21 protein-coding genes are annotated in these 20,648 nt (G+C 35.6%); 20 read left to right on the forward strand and 1 reads right to left on the reverse strand.

Annotated elements, in window-relative coordinates; all coding sequences use genetic code 11:
- Positions 1-21 precede the first annotated feature (21 nt).
- The 18 genes from NQ540_RS03725 (at position 22) to NQ540_RS03810 (ending at position 17,371) form a co-directional block, all read left to right on the forward strand.
- Positions 22-768: a response regulator transcription factor gene (locus NQ540_RS03725; protein ID WP_039848737.1), complete on the forward strand. Its 747-nt coding sequence runs from the start codon at positions 22-24 to the stop codon at positions 766-768.
- Complete coding sequence (locus NQ540_RS03730; RefSeq protein WP_005605100.1) at positions 765-2,456, forward strand: cache domain-containing sensor histidine kinase; 1,692 nt, start codon at positions 765-767, stop codon at positions 2,454-2,456. Before NQ540_RS03725 ends, NQ540_RS03730 begins: the two co-directional genes overlap by 4 nt.
- 266 nt (positions 2,457-2,722) lie before the next feature.
- Positions 2,723-5,365 carry an alanine--tRNA ligase gene (alaS, locus tag NQ540_RS03735; protein ID WP_039848738.1) on the forward strand — a complete coding sequence of 881 codons (2,643 nt, stop codon included), beginning with the start codon at positions 2,723-2,725 and terminating at the stop codon, positions 5,363-5,365.
- 168 nt (positions 5,366-5,533) lie between these two features.
- Positions 5,534-5,800, forward strand: coding sequence for an IreB family regulatory phosphoprotein (locus NQ540_RS03740; RefSeq protein ID WP_005605102.1), 267 nt, complete (start codon positions 5,534-5,536; stop codon positions 5,798-5,800).
- Between the two features lies 1 nt (position 5,801).
- Entirely contained in the window at positions 5,802-6,227 is a 426-nt protein-coding gene (gene ruvX / locus NQ540_RS03745; protein ID WP_039848739.1) for a Holliday junction resolvase RuvX, read from the forward strand.
- Between the two features lie 17 nt (positions 6,228-6,244).
- Positions 6,245-6,574, forward strand: a complete 330-nt coding sequence (locus tag NQ540_RS03750) for a DUF1292 domain-containing protein (RefSeq protein WP_005605104.1) — start codon at positions 6,245-6,247, stop codon at positions 6,572-6,574.
- A 124-nt stretch (positions 6,575-6,698) separates the two neighbouring features.
- Complete coding sequence (locus NQ540_RS03755) at positions 6,699-7,592, forward strand: helix-turn-helix transcriptional regulator (protein ID WP_005605105.1); 894 nt, start codon at positions 6,699-6,701, stop codon at positions 7,590-7,592.
- 60 nt (positions 7,593-7,652) lie between these two features.
- Complete coding sequence (locus NQ540_RS03760) at positions 7,653-8,258, forward strand: GyrI-like domain-containing protein (RefSeq protein WP_005605106.1); 606 nt, start codon at positions 7,653-7,655, stop codon at positions 8,256-8,258.
- A 184-nt stretch (positions 8,259-8,442) separates the two neighbouring features.
- Positions 8,443-9,585 (forward strand): endolytic transglycosylase MltG, encoded by a 1,143-nt coding sequence (gene mltG, locus NQ540_RS03765; RefSeq protein WP_005605107.1) that lies wholly within the window; start codon positions 8,443-8,445, stop codon positions 9,583-9,585.
- A 4-nt stretch (positions 9,586-9,589) separates the two neighbouring features.
- On the forward strand, positions 9,590-10,222 hold the full coding sequence (udk, locus tag NQ540_RS03770) for a uridine kinase (RefSeq protein ID WP_039848740.1): 633 nt from the start codon (positions 9,590-9,592) through the stop codon (positions 10,220-10,222).
- A 171-nt stretch (positions 10,223-10,393) separates the two neighbouring features.
- Positions 10,394-10,873 (forward strand): transcription elongation factor GreA, encoded by a 480-nt coding sequence (gene greA, locus NQ540_RS03775; protein WP_005605110.1) that lies wholly within the window; start codon positions 10,394-10,396, stop codon positions 10,871-10,873.
- Positions 10,874-11,006: 133 nt separating this feature from the next.
- Entirely contained in the window at positions 11,007-11,741 is a 735-nt protein-coding gene (gene liaF, locus NQ540_RS03780; protein WP_005605111.1) for a cell wall-active antibiotics response protein LiaF, read from the forward strand.
- Entirely contained in the window at positions 11,738-12,805 is a 1,068-nt protein-coding gene (locus tag NQ540_RS03785; RefSeq protein ID WP_272876336.1) for a sensor histidine kinase, read from the forward strand. Before liaF ends, NQ540_RS03785 begins: the two co-directional genes overlap by 4 nt.
- Complete coding sequence (locus NQ540_RS03790) at positions 12,798-13,433, forward strand: response regulator transcription factor (RefSeq protein WP_005605116.1); 636 nt, start codon at positions 12,798-12,800, stop codon at positions 13,431-13,433. The genes NQ540_RS03785 and NQ540_RS03790 overlap by 8 nt, the downstream gene beginning before the upstream one ends.
- A gap of 262 nt (positions 13,434-13,695) precedes the next feature.
- Positions 13,696-14,373, forward strand: a complete 678-nt coding sequence (locus tag NQ540_RS03795; protein ID WP_005605119.1) for an N-acetylmannosamine-6-phosphate 2-epimerase — start codon at positions 13,696-13,698, stop codon at positions 14,371-14,373.
- 43 nt (positions 14,374-14,416) lie between these two features.
- Positions 14,417-15,922, forward strand: coding sequence for a PTS transporter subunit EIIC (locus NQ540_RS03800; RefSeq protein ID WP_005605121.1), 1,506 nt, complete (start codon positions 14,417-14,419; stop codon positions 15,920-15,922).
- Between the two features lie 122 nt (positions 15,923-16,044).
- Positions 16,045-16,860, forward strand: a complete 816-nt coding sequence (locus NQ540_RS03805) for a MurR/RpiR family transcriptional regulator (RefSeq protein ID WP_050755080.1) — start codon at positions 16,045-16,047, stop codon at positions 16,858-16,860.
- Positions 16,861-16,876: 16 nt separating this feature from the next.
- Positions 16,877-17,371: a PTS sugar transporter subunit IIA gene (locus NQ540_RS03810; protein ID WP_083788958.1), complete on the forward strand. Its 495-nt coding sequence runs from the start codon at positions 16,877-16,879 to the stop codon at positions 17,369-17,371.
- A 42-nt stretch (positions 17,372-17,413) separates the two neighbouring features.
- Here NQ540_RS03810 and lexA read toward each other — a convergent pair whose 3' ends face one another.
- A complete protein-coding gene (gene lexA, locus NQ540_RS03815) occupies positions 17,414-18,037 on the reverse strand; it encodes a transcriptional repressor LexA (RefSeq protein WP_005605127.1) in 624 nt (207 codons plus the stop codon).
- Positions 18,038-18,178: 141 nt separating this feature from the next.
- On the opposite strand from lexA, the gene NQ540_RS03820 reads away from it, so the two are divergent.
- Both NQ540_RS03820 and tkt read left to right on the forward strand, forming a co-directional pair.
- On the forward strand, positions 18,179-18,427 hold the full coding sequence (locus tag NQ540_RS03820; RefSeq protein WP_005605128.1) for a DUF896 family protein: 249 nt from the start codon (positions 18,179-18,181) through the stop codon (positions 18,425-18,427).
- Between the two features lie 191 nt (positions 18,428-18,618).
- The gene (gene tkt, locus NQ540_RS03825; RefSeq protein ID WP_005605130.1) at positions 18,619-20,613 is read left to right on the forward strand and encodes a transketolase; all 1,995 of its coding nucleotides are present in this window, start codon (positions 18,619-18,621) and stop codon (positions 20,611-20,613) included.
- Positions 20,614-20,648 lie beyond the last annotated feature (35 nt).

Raw genomic sequence — 20,648 nt, forward strand, 5'->3', positions numbered from 1 at the left:
ATGGAAACAGGAGGGGATTTTATGTATTCAATCTTGATTGTAGAAGATGAACCAGTTATCCGAAAAGGGATTGCTTCTCTTGTTGATTTTGAAAGTTTGGGGATATCAAGCGTTCTAGAGGCCGAAAATGGGAAACAGGCGATAGCAATGATTCAAGAGCAGGCGCCAGACATTTTGCTGACGGATATTAATATGCCAAAAATGGATGGAATTACTTTGGCTCAATTAGCAAGAGCTGAATTTCCACAATTAAGAATTATCTTTTTAACAGGATATGATTATGTGGATTACTTGCTATCAGCAGTTAAATTAGGGGTCGATGATTATATTCTAAAGCCTGTTACCAAAACAGAAATTGAATCCTTGCTTATAAAAGTTGTCTCAAAATTGAATGAAGAAGAAAAACAAAGAAGATTATTAGAATTAGCCAGTAAGAATACCAGTCAATCTGAATCTGTTCACTTTGAGAAATTGATTTTAGAGCAATTATCTAATCCGGAATTATCTCTAGTAGAACTGGCAAAACAATTAGGATTTAGTTCGAATTATTTAAGTATGCTTATAAAGAAAGAACTTGGTAAGTCTTTCCAAGAATATGTAACAGATCAGCGCATTCAAATGGCGAAAAGACTTTTATTATCTACCGATATGAAAATATATGAGATAGCAGAAGCCGTAGGGATTGAAGATATGAATTATTTTTCCTACCGATTCAAATCAATAGTGGGAGTTACTCCAAAAAAATTTAGAAACGGAGCTAATGTATGAGAAAAAAGTCTTTAGCAACACGTTTATTTGGATATCTGAGTTTAATGCTATGTGTACTTGTAGTCATCATTGGTAGCTTCTACTGGGTTCAAAGTAGTGAACTGTTTCATAGAGAAGTGGAAGAGCATACGATTCATGAGATAGATACGAGTGCAAAATATATTGAGCAATATGTTAGTAATTTAAAATCAACCTCAATAGCATTAGCCCAATCAAAAGAAATTCAAACCTATGCCCAAAACGACCATGCAAACAACAAGGATGCAATTCATCAGTTGTTTGATACTATTTTAAAGAGTCATCCAGGCTTTAGAGCCATCCTATTTGTGACAAAAGATGGTAGAATCTTAAAGACTGGCATGGATGAAGAGATGGTAACATCTACAGATATGATGGCGCAAGAATGGTATAAAGAAGCTATCCTAAAATCAAACACGCCTATTATCAAATCGACGAAAAATAATAGTAATCAAGTGGTTATTTCTATTAGTCAGGAAATAAAAGGAGAAGATGGACAACAACTTGGTGTGATTCGTTTAGATGTAGATTATCAAGAATTAGAAAAGTATGTTAAAGAACTTTCTTTAGGAACAAATGGATATGCTTTTGTCATTGAAAAAGATGGCACGATTATTTATCATCCGGATTCTGAAGTGTTCGAGTCGGTAGAAAAACAAATGTCCGTTCAAGATATCTCCAATAGTCCGATGGATTCGATGGTCTCTGAAGATTACTTCGTTCATAAGAGTACCATTGGAAACGGTGATTGGGTCTTAGTTGGGGTAAGCTCGTTTAGTAGTTTTAAAGAGACGTCGTTCAAATTGCTTGCGATTGTGAGTGCTGTTGGGATTGTTAGTTTAATGATTTGTATGTTTGGAATTTATGCTCTGATGCGTTATCAACTGCTTCCTGTAAAACAATTAGGCCGGGTCATGAAGAAAGTTGAAGAGGGAGACACTACGATTCGAGCACAGGAGAACGGTGCGCAAGAATTCCAAGTGTTGGCTGCTAGTTTCAATCAAATGTTAGAGAAAATTGAAAAACTCATGCAGGATGAAAAAGAACAAGAAGCACTGACCAGAGTTTATGAATTAAAGGCATTAACGAGTCAAATTAATCCGCATTTTCTATATAATACTTTGGAGACTATTATTTGGATGGCTGAATTTCAAGACCATAAAAAAGTAGTAGAAATTACCAAAGCACTCTCTAATTATTTTAGACTTTCGCTGAATGCGGGAAATGAATTAGTAACATTACAACAAGAAATAGAGCATGTACGACAATATTTATTTATTCAAAAGGAAAGATATGGCGATAAGTTAAATTATCGAATCGATTTTTCAGAAGAAATTCCTCCGATTATGATTCCAAAAATTGTTATTCAACCTCTCGTAGAAAATGCAATCTATCATGGAATTAAAGAAATCGATAGACCAGGGCAAATTGATATTACACTTCTAAAGATTGATGAATGGATTGAAATTTGCATTGCCGATAATGGCGTCGGAATGAGTGGGAAAGAAACTTCATCAAAACAGCTTGGTGGTATTGGAATTAAGAATGTCACTGAACGGTTGAAACTATTTTTTGGGGAAGCATTTACGATGACGATTGATTCAAAATCAAATGAGTATACAAAGGTCTATTTACGCATTCCGATAAAAAGGCAACAAGACTTGCAATAGTTGACAAAACAAGGCTCTTTTCGTATACTTCTAAAGGTAAGCAATCGGATTGAGATTTTACATATTAGAGAGGCTTGTCTGGTGAAAATAGCTATCAAAATCGTGCTCCCGATTGAAAATTTTGTAGAAATACAAACGTTCTTCCAGCGTTATCGGAATTAGAGATGAATGAACAGCTGTTTCATTGTAAGCAAGGTGGTACCGCGGTAGGACGCCCTTGCAGCAATGGGGCAGTTTTTTTATTTACAAAAAGAAGGAGAATGAAGATGAAAAAATTATCAAGTAGCGAAATTCGTCAAATGTACCTTGATTTCTTCCAAGAAAAAGGACATAAGGTGCATCCAAGTGCGAGCTTAATTCCTGTAAACGATCCAACATTATTGTGGATTAACTCAGGGGTTGCCACTCTTAAAAAATACTTTGATGGAACTGAAACACCCGAAGTTCCACGTATTACCAATGCTCAAAAGAGTATTCGTACAAACGATATCGAAAACGTAGGACATACAGCTCGTCACCATACTTTATTCGAAATGATGGGGAACTTCTCAATTGGAGATTACTTCAAAGAAGAAGTCATTCCATGGGCATGGGAATTCTTAACAAGTGAAAAATGGTTAGGACTTGATCCAGACCGCCTATACGTAACTTATTATCCAAAAGATCCAGAAACAAAAGCATTATGGATGGATAAAGTTGGTCTTCCTGAAGATCACATCATTCCAGTAGAAGATAACTTCTGGGATATCGGGGCAGGTCCATGTGGTCCGGATACTGAGATTTTCTACGACCGTGGAGAAAAATATAATAACTTAGCAGAAGATGATCCAGAAAACTATCCTGGTGGAGAAAACGAACGTTACTTAGAAATTTGGAACTTAGTATTCTCTCAATTCAACCATATGCCAGACGGAACGTATCCACCATTACCACATAAGAACGTCGATACGGGGATGGGTCTTGAACGTGTAGTTTCTGTTATCCAAGACACACCAACAAACTTTGAAACAGACTTATTTATGCCAATTATTAAGCAATTAGAAAGCTTAAGCGCTGGTAAGAAATACAATGACTCTAAAGAATTAGATGTTTCATTCAAAGTAATCGCTGACCACATTCGTGCAGTAAGCTTTGCGATTGGGGATGGCGCGCTTCCTTCAAACGAGGGCCGTGGATATATCATCCGTCGTTTAATCCGTCGTTCAGTAATGCATGGACAACGTTTGGGAATTCAAGGTTCATTCTTAACTAAATTAGTTCCAACTGTTGCTCAAATTATGCACAGCTACTATCCTGAAGTTACTGAAAATATGGAATTCATCCAAAAAGTGATTGCAAACGAAGAGAATCGTTTCCAAGAAACCATTCACGACGGTTTATCTATCTTAGAAACTATTTTTGCAGATATGAAAGCTTCAAACGAAACGACACTTTCTGGCGAAAATGCGTTCAAACTATACGATACTTATGGATTCCCATATGAATTAACATTAGAATACGCTAGCGACAATGGGTTCACAGTCGATGAAGAAGGTTTCCAAGCAGAAATGCAAGCTCAAAAAGATCGTGCACGTGCTGCTCGTAATACAGAAACATCAATGAATGTTCAATCTGCAGTATTACGTGATATCACTGTAGAGAGCGAATTTGTTGGATATGCTTCAACAACAGAAGAAGGCGTGTTAAAAGCCATCGTTGTCGATGATGAATTAGTAGAATCTGCACATAAAGATGCACATGCTCAATTAGTGTTTGATCGTACACCTTTCTATGCTGAAATGGGTGGACAATTAGCAGACCACGGTACAATCCAAGATGCTAACGGTACAGTTGTAGCCAATGTATTACAAGTGAAGAAAGCTCCTAACGGACAACCATTACACACAGTAGAAGTGATAGGAGACTTACAAGTAAACGCAGCTTACACATTAGTGGTAGATGCTTCTGAACGTGCAAAAATCATCAAAAACCACACCGCAACTCACTTATTACACCAAGCATTGAAAGATGTTCTAGGAACTCACGCAAACCAAGCAGGGTCTCTTGTAACACCAACTGGATTACGTTTCGACTTCAGTCACTTTGGTCAAGTAACTTCTGAAGAATTAGCTGAAATGGAACGTATCGTAAACGAAAAAATCTGGGCTGGTTTAGAAGTAGTGACTGTTGAGACAACACTTGAAGATGCGAAAAGTCGTGGGGCAATGGCACTCTTTGGTGAAAAATACGGCAACTTGGTTCGTATGGTCAACATTGGTGACTGGTCAATCGAACTTTGTGGTGGTATCCATGTAGCGAACACTCAAGAAATCGGATTATTCAAGATTGTGTCTGAATCTGGTATCGGTGCTGGCGTTCGTCGTATCGAGGCTGTCACAAGTAAAGAAGCTTTTGACCTATTAAGCCATCACGAAAACTTATTAAAACAAGTGGCTGGTGAAGTCAAAGCAATCCAATTAGATACAGTTGTAGAACGTGTGGCTACTTTAGGCCAAGAATTGAAAGAAGCAAACGGTGAAATTGCAAAACTGAAAGCTAAAATTATGAAATCTGAAGTAGCAGATGTCTTCAATAACGTAGAAGAAGTGAACGGAACTTCATTCATTACTGTAGCTCTTGAAAACAAAGAAATGGATGAATTACGTCAATTAGCAGATACATGGAGACAAAAAGGTGCTAGCGATATCTTCGTAGTAGGTACTGCTTCTGCGGATAAAGCAAATCTTTTAGTAGCCGTATCAAAAGATGCTAATGCAAGAGGATTGAAAGCAGGCGATATCATTAAGGCGATTGCTCCAGCTATCCAAGGTGGAGGCGGAGGCCGTCCTGATATGGCTCAAGCAGGTGGTAAGAACCCAGCTGGTATTCCACAAGCATTTGAATTGCTTAAAGAATATTTAGCTAAATAAGACCAAAATTTGGAAACCTTCCTTAAGCTTATGAATGAGTTTTAAGGAAGGTTTTTATTGTGAAAGCAAAGGAAAGGCTTTCTAAAAGTTTAAGAATCGGTAAGTATCGATTGTAGTTTTACTGAAAATCCTGTAAAATAAGCATATATATTGAAATGAGGTGTCAGTATGAGTTCAATAGATGAAACAGTCCTATTTAAGTTTAATGAAAAGGATGAAAAAAGCGTTCAAGAAACTTTAACTATCGTGTATGATGCGTTGAATGAAAAAGGATATAGTTCAATTAATCAAATTGTAGGATATTTATTGTCTGGGGACCCAGCGTATATTCCTAGACATAAAGATGCGCGTAATTTAATCCGTCGTCACGAAAGAGATGAGATTTTGGAAGAACTCATTAGACATTATATTCGTTCTACAGGAAGAGATGCCTAATATGAGATTGATGGGCTTAGATGTCGGAAGTAAAACTGTGGGCGTCGCCGTTAGTGATTTAATGGGATGGACTGCTCAAGGGGTTGAAACGATTCCGATAAATGAAAAGGCTTCTGAATTTGGCTTTAAACGTGTTGTTGAATTGGTAGAAGAATACGGTGTTGAGAAAATTGTAATAGGTCTACCAAAAAATATGAATAACACGGAAGGTCCAAGAGTAGAGGCTTCTCGACGATATGGAGCAAGTCTAGAGAAAAGACTCCAAATTCCCATTGTTTTTCATGATGAGCGCCTTACTACGATGCAAGCTGAAAGGATGCTTGTAGAAGAAGGAAATGTTTCAAGAAAAAAAAGAAAGCAAGTCATTGATATGCTGGCAGCAGTCATGATTTTGCAAAACTATTTAGATTTAAATGGAAATCAATAAAAGAAAGAGGAAAGAAAATGACAGAACATTCACATCACGAACACGATCATGAACATGATCACTTAGAAGGACACGAAGGTCACGAACACATTACAATCGTTGACGAAGAAGGAAACGAAATTTTACACGAAGTATTATTTACTTTTGAATCAGAAGATTACAATAAATCATATGTTTTATGCTATCCAGCAGGAATTCCTGAAGGTGAAGAAGTAGAATTACAAGCATTCTCATATGTTGAAGCTGAAGATGGTACTGAAGGTCAATTAAACCCAATCGAAACAGAAGCTGAATGGGATATGATTGAAGAAGTATTAAACACATTCTTAGCAGAAGAAGATTTATAGTCCAAAAAGACCAAGGGTTGCCTTGGTCTTTTATTTTTTTAGAGAAATATAGTTTCATTTGCAAAACATGACAAATGATGTCAACATTAAAAGGATATAATCCATTAAGAGGTGAAGATAATGTATGAATAATAATAGATTGTTTCGACTGCTATATTATGTTCTATCGAAAAGAAAAGTCACAGCATCACAGCTAGCGGACCATTTTGAAGTTTCAATTAGAACAATCTACCGAGATATTGACAATCTTAGTAGTGCGGGGATCCCCATTTACGCCACTCAAGGGAAAGGGGGAGGCATTGAGATATCTCGAGATTTTATTTTAAATCAATCTTTGTTATCTCAAGAAGAAAAGGAACAAATAATGAATGCCTTACAAGGATTAGGGACAACGAGTGACTTATCTGACAAAAATCTTCTTATCAAATTGTCTGCCTTATTTAATATGGAGATGATCAATTGGATTGAAGTTGATTTTCAAGGATGGCAATCTACACAAGAACCGGCCGTATTTCAAAATTTGAAGCTGGCGATTTTGAATAAAAATTTAATTTCTTTCGACTATATTAGCCATCTACAAGAAACTGCAAGAATAGTAAAGCCAATTCGATTATGGTTTAAAGGCTTTAATTGGTATTTGTATGCTTTTTGTTTATCTAGAAATGATTATAGATTATTTAAATTATCCAGAATAAAAAAATTGAAGACTTTGAAAGAAAGGTATGAGGATTCGTTTGAAGGCATTTCGTTGAACGAAATAAAAGTACCAAGTAATACGATTTCTCTCCAGGTTAAATTTGATAAAAGAGTGGCATATCGCGTTTATGATGAAATTACTACAGAAATCACTGTTGATGAGAATGGAGATTTATTGACAACTATTGAACTCCCAAATGATGAAAGAATGGTTAGTTACTTATTCTCTTTTGGCTCAAATGTCGAGGTACTTCAACCAAAAGAAATACGCCTACAAATAAAGCAATTGATTCAAACAATTGGAGAAAAATATAAAACATGACATAGGTTGGCAAGTATTCAATCGTATAATAAGAGTATCAAATAGAAAGGCGTGAGAAAAATGAAGTATGAATGGAGAAAACAAGAGAAAGAATTATACGGTGTAAAAACTAAAGCTGTATTAGTAGATGTTCCAAAGCAAAAGTTCATTACGATTAAAGGAAAAGGAAATCCAAATGAAGAAGATTTCTCAAATAGAATTTCCGCTTTATATTCAGTGGCCTATGGTATCAAGATGTTGTTTAAAAAATTAGCATTGAATAATGAAATTAATGATTTTACCGTTTTTCCTTTAGAAGGTCTATGGCAAAAAGGGGATAAGGTTGAGTTTGATAAGAATGATTTAAGTTATACTTTAATGATTAAACAACCAGATTTCATCACTGAAGAAATCTATAACCAAGCTTTGAAAATCGTAAAGCAAAAAAAGCCTAATAATTTATATGAGGGAATCTCTTTTAAAGAATTTGAAGGGGAAAAAGCGATTCAAATTTTACACTTAGGAAGTTTTGATGACGAACCTCAATCTTTTGAGAAGATGGATAAATTGGCTACAGAATTACAATTAAAAAGAACGTCTAATGTACACCTTGAAATCTATTTAACAAATAAAAACAGAACGAGCGAAGAAAAGCAAAAAACAATTCTAAGATATTCAGTCGAATAAATCCCCAAAAGGTAACAGTACGAATAGAGACTGTTACCTTTTATTGAATATGAACTAGCTTAAAATATTGTTATATGAACGTTCTAACTCCCTTTTCTAATTGAGTTTCTTCATTTTTTTATAATAATAGGGTATAATAACTACAACTATGGTTACCTTATGTGACTATCTTAGGAGGAAAACAATGTCTCAAAATGAACATAAAAAGCATTCCTTAATTTCCGAGACGGATTCTAAAAGAGATATCCGAAAGAAGGAAACGTCTATTATTAAAAAGATTATGAAGTATTTCATGATTGCACTTCTAGCAATTGTTCTAATTGGAGGAATCTTTACTTGGAACTACATTAATGGTGAAGTAAAACCTGTAGATAGCGAACAAACAGAATTGGTTGAATTTGAAATTAATCAAGGGGAATCTGTTAAAGATGTTGCGAATCATTTGAAGGAAAAAGAGTTTATTCGTAATTCAAAATTTTTCACGTTCTATTTAAAATTTAAAAATGTCGCAGGATTTAAGGCAGGAGCTTATCAAGTTTCAAAAAGCATGACTTTAGATGAAATTATTGAAGAGCTTTCGGGTAAAGGAAAAGAGAAAAACTTGAACGCAACGAAGGTTGTGATTCGAGAAGGAGAGCAACTGAGTGATATTTCTAAAGAAGTTGCAAAATCAACGAAATACTCAGCTGAAGATTTTATGGCTAAAGTTCAGGATAGTAGTTTTATTGAATTGTTAGTTCAGAAGTATCCAAAATTATTAACTCAGTCATATAATTCATATAATGTGAAGTATGTTCTAGAAGGATTTCTTTTCCCAGCAACTTATGATATGAACGATAATAAAACACTTCAAATGTTAATTACTGAAATGGTTGCTAAAACAGATGAAGTATTATCAAAATACTACTCCCAAATTGAAGCAAGTCCTTATACTTTACAACAAATTATGGCTTTAGCTTCCTTAATCGAAAAAGAAGGGGTTAAACTCGAGGATCGTAAGAAGATCGCTAGTGTCTTCTATAATCGTCTTGAAAAAGGCATGATGCTTCAAACAGACGTTGCTGTACAATATGCTTTAGGAGAACATAAAGAAGCTCTATCATTGAAAGATTTAGAAGTTGATTCTCCATATAACTTATACCAAAATTATGGTGTAGGGCCAGGACCTTATAATAGTCCAAGTGAGGATTCTATTGTAGCCGCATTAGAACCTGAAAAAACGGACTATTTATACTTTGTAGCGGATATTCATACGAAAGAAATTTATTTTGCGAAAACGTATGAAGAACATTTAGAATTAAAAGCTAAATATGTGGATAAGGAGTAAGGTCATGGAAAAGAGAAAGCCAATTGTTATCGGAGTTACTGGTGGCTCAGGAAGTGGGAAAACAAGTGTTAGCCGAAAAATTTTGGAGAATTTCCCGGAATTAACGATCGTAAAAATTGATCAAGATTACTATTATAAAGATCAAAGCCATATGCCGTTTGAAGAACGTTTAAAAACAAACTATGACCACCCATTTGCTTTTGATACAGATTTATTAATTGAACATATGAATAAATTAATCAAATTTGAATCGATTGAAGAACCAGTATATGATTACGAAAATCACACAAGAAGTGATAAAACAATTCATCAAGAACCAAAAGATGTCATTCTCATTGAAGGGATCCTTATTCTTGAAGATAAACGTTTACGTGATTTGATGGACATCAAAGTATATGTAGATACAGATGATGATATTCGAATTATTCGACGCATTAAACGGGACATGGTGGAACGTGGTAGAACACTTGATTCAATCATTCATCAGTACATGTCTGTTGTTAAACCAATGCATCATCAATTTATTGAACCTACTAAAAAGTTTGCAGACATCATTATTCCTGAGGGTGGATCGAATACAGTTGCAATTGACTTAATGACTACAAAAATAGCTTCTATTTTAAGAGAATTAGCTTAATTTCTGGACCTTTGAACTTGTTTCAAAGGTCTTTTCTATACAAAAAATTCACTAAAATTTCTTTAAATCATATAAAAATAATGAATAGGGCTTGCAATCTTCACTATAAAATGTTAAAGTTTTAGCATTGTAGATTGAGATAATCTAAAAAACAATATAGGGGAGAGTCGTATGACTGAAAAAGTATTTCCAATGACGCTTGAAGGAAAAGCAAAACTTGAGGCGGAATTAGAAGAATTAAAAGTCGTTAAACGTAAAGAAATTGTAGAGCGAATTAAAATTGCTCGTAGTTACGGTGACTTATCAGAAAACTCTGAATATGAATCAGCTAAAGATGAACAAGCTTTTGTTGAAGGTCGTATTTCAACATTAGAAAAAATGATTCGTTTTGCTGAAATAATTGACGATAACAATGTTGAAAAAGATATTGTATCATTAGGTAGAAAAGTTACGTTTATCGAATTACCAGATGGAGATGAAGAAACTTATACAATTGTTGGTAGTGCAGAAGCAAATCCAATTGAAGGTAAGATTTCAAATGATTCTCCAATTGCCAAAGGGATTATTGGTAAAAAATTAAATGAAGAGGTAGTAATTCCAACTCCAGGTGGAGAAATGAAGATCAGAATTATTGATATTCAATCTGCTTAATTCATATTAAAAAGCTAGGAGACTTCCTAGCTTTTTTTGTATATCATTCTTTAGACTGATGGTCTTGAAATTATTTCATGATAGGATTGTATGTGAGAAGATGATATACTAATACCTATATGGAGGTGAGAAGATGAAAAATATTAAAAGAATGCTCATTGTATTATTATTAGGAACGATTGTTTCAGCCATTGAACTTACTACAAGAATGGGCTTATTTATCATCTTTGCACTTGGAGTAGCTACTATCGTAAGTAGTTTAGTTCTTTTTAGACGTGTTAAATTTATGAAAAATTTAGGCTTATGTTTTGGTGGTTTGTTTATGGTATTGCCTTTACTGTCTACTGCTGGGATTTGGTTAGGCATGATAGGGGCATTACTCATTCTATTATTTAGTCAGGATAGTTCGTCTTTTTCTAAGATAACGACTATTTTTCAAAGAAAAGATCAGCAAGAATATATTTTTGTGAATTCTAGAGAGGAAGAGATTGATTCAGAGAAAATTAAACGTTTCGATTGGATAGGATCTCAAATCATTGGAAATGAACCTTATGAATGGAACGATATTAATGCTGGACAATTAGTTGGAGATACCATTATTGATTTAGGAAATACGATTCTTCCGGCAAAAGAAAACGTAATTGTGATACGAAAAGGACTTGGACGAGTTCGAATTTTGGTTCCGTATGGAGTCGGTGTCATGATTCACCATCATAGTTTCGCTGGAGAAATAGAGTTTGAAAAGCAAACTTATACCCTAAGCAATGAGTCGATTCAACTATACAGTAAAGATTATCAAAGAACGAGTAAGCGAATTAAAATCTATACGACTATTGTAGCTGGAAAAATTGAGGTGATTGAAGCATGAAGCAACGAATCCTCAAAAGCTGGCTTCTATTTTCAGCTCTTTACAGTATTGTCAGTACAGTATTCATATTTCTATTTAGAAAATGGTTTAATTTTGATCATTTAGAAGAGATTAGTTTTCAGGAAACTCTTGGGACTATCACATTATTTCTTTTAATACTTCTATTTTTTGCATTAGTTTCTGCAATTATCTTATATGGATTAAATCGTCAGGCAGAAAGAAAAATTACAGAGCAGCTGTTAATGATTCAAAAAGCTCAATTTCAGTTGGTCAAAGATAAAGATGAATCTAATTGGTTGAATGAAGCAACAATTCTAGATTTAAAAGCATTTTATGCTCAATCAATGGCGATATCGAATCAGATTGAAACGGTATCTCTAGAGTTGCAAGAAATTGGTAGAAAACCGCAGTATGTTGGAGAAGAAACGAAAGAACAAGTCATTGAACAAGAACGAAGACGTATTGCCAGAGAATTACATGACTCTGTAAGCCAGCAATTATTTGCAGCAATGATGATGATTTCAGCGTTGAATGAAAGAAAGCAACATTTTGATGAAAAAGAACAAAAACAACTAGCTATGATTGAACATGTTCTTTCCCAAGCTCAGTCTGAAATGCGTGCATTATTACTACACCTTCGACCAATTTCGTTAGAAAATAAATCCTTAAAATCCGGAATCGAAGGTTTATTAGTGGAATTACAAACAAAAGTGCAAATGAAAATTCATTGGGATATAGAAGATGTTACTTTGCCAGAAGGGGTTGAAGATCATCTCTTTAGAATTGCTCAGGACTTACTTTCGAATACTTTAAGACATTCTCATGCCAAGCATTTAGAAGTCTACTTAAGACAGAAAGATTCAAATGTAATCTTTAAAATAGAAGATGACGGTGTTGGATTTAACGTTGATGATATCCATACTGGTAGTTATGGAATCAATAATATGAAAGAAAGAGTACAAGGACTCGGTGGACAAGTGAAGATTGTAAGTTTCCCAAATCAAGGGACAACAATAGAAATCAAAATTCCGCTTGGTCGTCATTTGGAGGGAAATTATGATTAATGTTTTATTAGTAGATGACCATGAAATGGTACGATTAGGCGTGTCTTCGTATTTATCAATGCAGGATGATATCGATGTTATTGCTGAAGCAAAGAATGGTCGAGAAGGGGTAGAGAAAGCTTTATCTTATAAACCGGACATCATTTTAATGGATTTAGTCATGCCTGAGATGGATGGGATTGAAGCGACAAAAGAAATTTTACATCAATGGCCAGAAGCAAAAATCATTATTTTAACTAGTTTCATTGATGATGAAAAAGTTTTTCCAGCCATCAATGCGGGTGCAAAAAGTTATATTTTAAAAACTTCTTCGGCTTCTCAAATTGCTAAAGCTATTCGTGATACTTATCAAGGGGACGGCGTATTTGAACCTCAAGTGACTGATAAATTAGTGAATAGAATCCAAATGAAGCAACAACATTTCCCTCATGATGATTTGACTCAACGGGAATTAGAGGTTCTTCTTCTAATTGCACAAGGAAAATCAAATCAAGAAATTGCCGATGAATTATTTATTACTTTAAAAACAGTAAAAACGCATGTTTCCAATATCTTATCAAAATTGGAAGTAGAAGACAGAACGCAAGCAACGATTTATGCATTCAAGCACCAGTTAATAAAAATGTAGGTTTAGTTACTGTCATTAGTTATGAATGAATATGAATCATAAGAAGAATCAAAACGAAAAAGATGTATGGAATTTTCCATGCATCTTTTTTTATTGTAGTGTCTATGATCTGGTATGAAAGTAATTTCGAAAAATGGATAAAGAAACAAATGATGGAGACAGTTTTTGAAACTACTTACTAAAAAAACGTTGTATATTGAAAATGGTTTCTTTGGCTAGTATACTGATAGATATGAAAGGGTTTTAAAAAAGGAGGCTGTTTATGAGAATACATGGTCAATTAATTGTATCATGCCAAGCATTGCCGCATGAACCATTGCATAGTGATTATATTATGGCTCGTATGGCAGTTGCTGCAAAGGAAGGAGGAGCAAAGGGGATTCGGGCCAACTCAGTAGTGGACATAAAAGCAATCAAAGAAGCTGTAGATTTACCAGTTATTGGAATTATTAAACGAGATTATAACGATTCGGATGTTTTTATTACTGCTACAATGAAGGAAGTAGATGAACTTATGACGGTTCAACCAGATATTATTGCACTTGATGCGACTTCATCTACTCGACCAAATGGACAATCGTTGGACGAATTTTATAAGGAAATTAGAGAAAAATATCCTGATCAATTATTGATGGCGGATTGTTCTACAGTAGAAGAAATGATTCATGCTGATGAACTTGGTTTTGATTTTATCGGAAGTACTTTAGTGGGATATACGAAACAAAGTAACGGTGATAAAATTGAAGCGAATGATTTCGAAATATTAAGAACGGTTTTGAAACAAATCAAACATCCTTTAATTGCAGAGGGAAATATTGATACACCGGAAAAGGTGAAAAGAGTGCTAGAGTTGGGCGCTTATAGTGTGGTTGTAGGTTCTGCGATTACGCGTCCACAACTCATTACAAAAAAATTTGTTGATGCTATTCATCAACACTAGGAAAGATAAGAATTATTCATTTTAAGTTTAGGGGGAAAACCATATGTTTAAAGTCTTACAAAAAATAGGGAAGGCATTTATGTTGCCAATTGCCATTTTGCCGGCAGCTGGTTTGCTATTAGGGATTGGGGGAGCTTTATCCAATCCAACAACTGTTGCGACATACCCTGCATTAAATAACGAGGTATTACAAGCGATTTTTAAAGTGATGAGCCAAGCTGGAGAAGTTGTCTTTGCAAATCTATCACTTCTTCTCTGTATCGGGCTCTGTATCGGGCTAGCAAAACGTGACAAAGGAACTGCTGCTCTTGCTGGGGTTACAGGATACTTAGTAATGACTGCAACTATTAAAGCGCTTGTTGGATTATTTATGGCAAAAGATGCTTCCATTGATACTGGGGTTATCGGTGCTGTTGTAGTCGGATCAGTAGCTGTATGGTTACATAACCGTTATAACAATATTCAATTACCTCAAGTACTTGGATTCTTTGGTGGTAGCCGATTTGTTCCAATCGTAACATCATTTGCGTCTATCTTTGTGGGAGCGATCTTCTTCTTAGTATGGCCACCATTCCAACAATTATTAGTGTCTACTGGTGGATATATCTCACAAGCTGGTCCAATTGGTACATTTTTATATGGATTCTTAATGCGTTTATGTGGTGCTGTAGGGTTACACCATATGATTTATCCAATGTTCTGGTTTACAGAATTAGGTGGAGTGGAAGTTGTAGCTGGCCAAACTGTGGTTGGAGCTCAAAAAATCTTCTTTGCTCAATTAGCTGATCCAAACCATGTAGGACTATTTACTGAAGGAACTCGTTTCTTTGCTGGACGTTTTTCAACAATGATGTTTGGTCTTCCAGCTGCCTGCTTAGCAATGTATCACTGTGTTCCTAAAGATCGTCGTAAAAAATATGCTGGTTTATTCTTCGGGGTTGCATTAACTTCATTCATTACTGGTATTACAGAACCAATTGAGTTCATGTTCTTATTCGTAAGTCCAGTATTATATGTAGTTCACGCATTCCTTGATGGGGTAAGTTTCTTCATCGCTGATATTTTAAATATTTCAATCGGTAATACATTCTCGGGTGGGGTTATCGACTTCACATTATTCGGTGTTTTACAAGGAAATGATAAGACAAACTGGTTATTACAAATTCCATTTGGTCTTGTTTGGAGCGTTTTATACTATGTTGTATTTAGATGGTTTATTCTTCAATTCAATGTCGCTACACCAGGACGTGTTGAAGATGATTTAGCTAGTGATGAAAAACCAGTCGTGGAAACGAAAGACAGCTTAAAACAAGATAGCGTTCGTATTATTGATGCTTTGGGTGGTCAAGAAAATATCGAAGATGTAGATGCTTGTATCACACGTTTACGCGTATCTGTTAAAGATGTTGAAAAAGTAAATAAGGCAACGTTAAAAGAAATCGGTGCAGTTGATGTTCTTGAAGTGAAAGGTGGCATTCAAGCAATTTATGGAGCTAAAGCTATCCTTTATAAAAATAATATCAATGAAATTTTAGGTGTAGATGACTAGTAATCAATCTTAACTAAAGCAGGTAAACTAGCCCTCGTGTCTAGTTTGCCTGCTTTTAATTTTAAAAAAGAGTATGCATCGTATGTTATAATAAAAGAAACAAATGCAAAGGGGAGATGCAGGTGTTATCATTCGAGAAAAAAGTGGTTCCGATTATAGAGTCTATTTACGATACTTTAACACCGATTGAAAAGACAATTGCACAGTATTTTCTAGAACCAATTCCAGAAGGAGTGTCTCTTTCGGCACAAGAAGTGTCCAATCGTTTATTCGTTTCCATTCCGTCACTGACAAGATTTGCCCAGAAATGCGGATATAACGGATATCGACAATTTATTTATGATTATGAAAAGAGAAGTAAGGAAGAGTCGACTCTTCATATTAATTCGACTAAAATCGTTCTTGAAGATTATGCTGAGCTTTTGTCGAAGTCTTTTTCCCTTGTAAATGAAGCTCAATTAATTCGAGTTTGTGAATTGCTCAGCAGTGCAAAAAGGGTATATATATATGGTCAAGGGAGCTCTGGACTAGCAGCATTAGAGATGAAATTTCGGTTTATGAGACTTGGGATGATTTGTGAGGCAATCACGGATTTGCATACAATGCTTATGAATCGTGTGCTTGTTGATGAAGATTGTCTTGTCATTGGAATCACAGTTTCGGCAAATGAAAGTGTGGTAAAGGCAGTAAATATTGCAAAGAATCAGGGAGCAAAAACAGTTCTAATCACTTCTAAAAAGAGCGAGGAACTATCGCATGAATGCGATGAATTGGTTCTTATTGCGATGAAAAATGCTTTGGAACAAGGGACGACAATTTCACCACAGTTTCCGGTTTTAGTGGTGGTTGATATTTTGTATAGTTATTACAAGGAAATCGATAAGGAAAGAAAGCATTCTATTTTTTCAAATACATTGCATGCGATTCAACCTGAATAAAGAAGGAGAAGATAAAATGTTTGGATTTTTCAAAAAGAATAAAAAAGATAAAGAAGTAGTAGTTTATGCACTAGCATCTGGAGACATAGTTCCAATTACGCAAGTGAATGATCCCGTTTTTGCGGGTAAAATGATGGGAGACGGTTTTGCGATACTTCCAACAAGTGGAGTGATTACTTCACCTGTTAAAGGAGAAATTGTAAATGTCTTTCCAACGTTACATGCTGTGGGGATTAAAACTCCTGAAGGACTTGAAGTGTTAGTCCATATGGGAATCGATACAGTTGAATTAAAAGGAGCTCCGTTTCAAACAACAGTAACTGTTGGTCAAAAGGTGGACGAGAATACAGTTTTATCCACGGTCGATTTAGAGGCATTAAATGAAGCTGGTAAAGATACAGCGATGATGGTTCTCTTTACAAATATGGATAAATTGGATACATTTTCTATCGCGACTGAAGGGTCAGTAGATGGAAAATCAGAAGTTGGGAAAGTAACGATGAAGCCTTAAATAAAATAAAAAAATCCGCTCAATAGAGCGGATTTTTCTGTTTTAGAAAATATGACTACGGTATAAGCTAACTACTTTTCCTAGGATAGTACAATTTGGAAGAATAATTGGCTCCATTGTGTCATTCTCAGGTTCTAAGCGAACGTGGTCCTTTTCCAAGTAAAATCTCTTACAAGTAGCAGTGTCTTCTTCGGTCATTGCAATGACAATCTCCCCATTAGCTGCAGTAGATTGTTTACGAACGATAACAGAATCACCATCAAAGATTCCAGCATTAATCATACTGTCCCCTTTAATACGCAACATAAAAAGATCGTCGGATTCATTTTGTAATTCTGGTGGAATTGGAAAGAAGTCACTTGCTTCTTCTACAGCAAGAATTGGTTCACCAGCTGTAACCACACCAAGCATAGGAATAGCAGTTGCCTTTGCACCAATGGCCTTTAATCCTGCCATTGTTAATTCAATCGCACGAGGTTTACTTGGGTCGCGCTGAATGAATCCATTTTTTTCCAATCTGGACAAGTGGCCATGAACGGTAGAAGTCGAAGAAAGCTGAACAGCATTACAAATTTCACGCACTGTTGGCGGATAACCGTGTTCTTGAACTTCTTTATAAATAAACTGTAAAACATCTAATTGTCTTGAATCTTTTAAATTTGTCATCGGAACATCTCCTTCTTTAAAAATAGTTTATCATAGACCATACTAGAAAATCAAACAAATGTTCGTATGTAAATCGGATTTTTAGGAAGTTTTTATAAATCGTGATACACTAGGGACGAATAAAAGGAAAGGAATGAAGAAATGTTATCACCAGAGAAGATTAGTCGTATCAATGAATTGGCTAAAAAGAAAAAAGAAGGAAAATTAACACCTACAGAAGAAAAAGAACAACAACTCCTACGTCAAGAGTATTTGGAGGCTTTTCGTGGAGGCATGCGTAATCATATTGAAGGATTAAAAATTGTTGACGAAGAAGGAAATGATGTGACTCCTGATAAACTAAAAGCAATCCAAAAAGAAAAAGGATTACATAATCGAGGAGAAGAATAAGGATTAGGAGGTTGAGGATTTTCAGCCTCTTTTTTTCTACTATTTGTATCTCTAGTAAAATTGAATCAATTTTGCAAGGGGTTACTTTATTTTATTAAAGATTAGAATAACGGTTGCAAAAGAATGTTTGAATTTAGTAAAATAGAGTAGTAAGTTCCTATTAAGGAAAACTATATTTAAGGAGTGATTGTATGTTTGATAAAACCGATCAACTAGCAGTGAATACGATTCGTACACTAAGTATGGATGCCATTCAAGCTGCGAATTCAGGACACCCTGGCCTACCAATGGGTGCAGCGCCAATGGCATATGTACTTTGGTCTAAATATTTAAAGGTGAACCCAAAACGTTCTAATTGGGTCGATCGCGATCGCTTTGTATTATCTGCAGGTCATGGATCTGCAATGTTATATGCTTTATTACATTTATCTGGCTATGACTTATCAATTGAAGATGTGAAAAACTTCCGCCAACTTGGAAGTAAAACACCGGGGCACCCAGAAGTACATGACACGGATGGAGTAGATGCAACTACTGGTCCGCTTGGACAAGGGTTTGCAAACGGTGTTGGGATGGCTATGGCTGAAGCTCATTTAGCTGCAAAATTCAACCGTGAAGGGTACCCAGTTGTGGACCACCATACTTATGTATTATGTGGTGACGGGGACTTAATGGAAGGAATCTCGTATGAAGCCGCATCTCTAGCAGGGACATTGAAATTAAATAAATTAATCGTGTTATACGATTCAAATGACATCTGTTTAGATGGACCATTAAATAAAGTGTTTACCGAAGATGTGAAGAAACGCTTCAAAGGATTAGGTTGGAACTATATTCGCGTTGAAGATGGAAACGACTTAGATGAAATTGCAGAAGCTATTGAAGAAGCACAATGCCAAAAAGAAAAACCAACGATTATTGAAGTGAAAACGGTTATTGGTTACGGTGCTCCAAACCAAGGAACAAATAAAGTTCATGGAGCTCCTTTAGGACCTGACGGCATTGCAGAAGCAAAAGCAAACTACGGATGGGAATATGGCCCATTTGAAGTGCCTGAAGAAGTACAACACCGTTTTGATAAATTATTAGTCCAAACAGGTGAAAATGACTACAATGAGTGGAAAACTTTATTCGAAGGTTATAAACAAGCTTATCCAGAACTTGCAAAAGAATTCGAAGATAGCTTTGCAGAAAACATCGAAGTAGATCTAGAAAAAGTATTACCTTCATATGAATTTGGTAGCCCAGCAATGGCTTCTCGTGTAACAAGCCAAGCTGCAATTCAAGAATTAGGAAAACATATTCCATTCTTATGGGGTGGGTCTGCAGACCTTTCTTCATCAAACAACACAATGAACAAAGCAGATACAGACTTCTCTCACGAAAATTACGGAGGAAGAAACATCTGGTTTGGGGTTCGTGAATTTGCGATGGGAGCTGCGATGAACGGCATGCTTCTTCATGGTGGTAACCGTGTCTATGGTGGTACATTCTTTGTATTCGCAGATTACTTAAAAGCAGCGATGCGTGTTGCAGCGATTTCTCATTTACCTGCAATCTATGTATATACACATGACTCAATTGCAGTTGGGGAAGATGGACCAACGCATGAACCAATCGAACAATTGGCAGCGTTCCGTGCAACTCCAAACTTAAACGTGATTCGTCCTGCAGATGGGAACGAAGTATCTGCTGCGTGGAAAGTGGCCGTAGAAACAAAAGACCGTCCATCAGTACTCGTATTCTCACGTCAAAACTTACCAGTTCTTGAACATTCACAGGAATTAGCATATGAAGGTGTGAAACGTGGGGCTTATGTAGTAAGTCCTCAAAAATGCGATACACCAGAAGGTATCTTGATTGCGACAGGTTCTGAAGTTGCTCTTGCCATCGAAGCGCAAAAAGTTCTTGCAGAAGAAGGAATTGATGTATCAGTTGTTTCAATGCCATCCATGAACTTATTCGAAGAACAACCAAAAGAATACCGCGAATCAGTATTACCTAGCGATGTTCGTAAACGTGTAGCCGTTGAAATGGGGGCAAGTTTCGGATGGGGACAATATGTTGGCCTTGACGGAGCTACTGTGACGATCGACCGCTTCGGTTTATCAGGTAACGGAAATAAAGTCATGGAAACATTAGGATTCACTGTAGAAAACGTAGTGAATACATTTAAATCTTTATAAAAATAGGTTAAAATGAAGATTGAAAGCCCACAAGT

It is taken from the genome of Granulicatella adiacens ATCC 49175 (genome assembly GCF_025150565.1).
In the GTDB taxonomy this organism is placed as follows: Bacteria; Bacillota; Bacilli; order Lactobacillales; family Aerococcaceae; genus Granulicatella; species Granulicatella adiacens.

Excerpts from the sequence above, each read along its gene's own strand:
- NQ540_RS03725 (WP_039848737.1), top strand. The coding sequence starts at position 22 with ATGTATTCAATCTTGATTGTAGAAGATGAACCAGTTATCCGAAAAGGG.
- NQ540_RS03730 (WP_005605100.1), top strand. The coding sequence starts at position 765 with ATGAGAAAAAAGTCTTTAGCAACACGTTTATTTGGATATCTGAGTTTA.
- alaS (WP_039848738.1), top strand. The coding sequence starts at position 2,723 with ATGAAAAAATTATCAAGTAGCGAAATTCGTCAAATGTACCTTGATTTC.
- NQ540_RS03740 (WP_005605102.1), top strand. The coding sequence starts at position 5,534 with ATGAGTTCAATAGATGAAACAGTCCTATTTAAGTTTAATGAAAAGGAT.
- ruvX (WP_039848739.1), top strand. The coding sequence starts at position 5,802 with ATGAGATTGATGGGCTTAGATGTCGGAAGTAAAACTGTGGGCGTCGCC.
- NQ540_RS03750 (WP_005605104.1), top strand. The coding sequence starts at position 6,245 with ATGACAGAACATTCACATCACGAACACGATCATGAACATGATCACTTA.
- NQ540_RS03755 (WP_005605105.1), top strand. The coding sequence starts at position 6,699 with ATGAATAATAATAGATTGTTTCGACTGCTATATTATGTTCTATCGAAA.
- NQ540_RS03760 (WP_005605106.1), top strand. The coding sequence starts at position 7,653 with ATGAAGTATGAATGGAGAAAACAAGAGAAAGAATTATACGGTGTAAAA.
- mltG (WP_005605107.1), top strand. The coding sequence starts at position 8,443 with ATGTCTCAAAATGAACATAAAAAGCATTCCTTAATTTCCGAGACGGAT.
- udk (WP_039848740.1), top strand. The coding sequence starts at position 9,590 with ATGGAAAAGAGAAAGCCAATTGTTATCGGAGTTACTGGTGGCTCAGGA.
- greA (WP_005605110.1), top strand. The coding sequence starts at position 10,394 with ATGACTGAAAAAGTATTTCCAATGACGCTTGAAGGAAAAGCAAAACTT.
- liaF (WP_005605111.1), top strand. The coding sequence starts at position 11,007 with ATGAAAAATATTAAAAGAATGCTCATTGTATTATTATTAGGAACGATT.
- NQ540_RS03785 (WP_272876336.1), top strand. The coding sequence starts at position 11,738 with ATGAAGCAACGAATCCTCAAAAGCTGGCTTCTATTTTCAGCTCTTTAC.
- NQ540_RS03790 (WP_005605116.1), top strand. The coding sequence starts at position 12,798 with ATGATTAATGTTTTATTAGTAGATGACCATGAAATGGTACGATTAGGC.
- NQ540_RS03795 (WP_005605119.1), top strand. The coding sequence starts at position 13,696 with ATGAGAATACATGGTCAATTAATTGTATCATGCCAAGCATTGCCGCAT.
- NQ540_RS03800 (WP_005605121.1), top strand. The coding sequence starts at position 14,417 with ATGTTTAAAGTCTTACAAAAAATAGGGAAGGCATTTATGTTGCCAATT.
- NQ540_RS03810 (WP_083788958.1), top strand. The coding sequence starts at position 16,877 with ATGTTTGGATTTTTCAAAAAGAATAAAAAAGATAAAGAAGTAGTAGTT.
- lexA (WP_005605127.1), bottom strand. The coding sequence starts at position 18,037 with ATGACAAATTTAAAAGATTCAAGACAATTAGATGTTTTACAGTTTATT.
- NQ540_RS03820 (WP_005605128.1), top strand. The coding sequence starts at position 18,179 with ATGTTATCACCAGAGAAGATTAGTCGTATCAATGAATTGGCTAAAAAG.
- tkt (WP_005605130.1), top strand. The coding sequence starts at position 18,619 with ATGTTTGATAAAACCGATCAACTAGCAGTGAATACGATTCGTACACTA.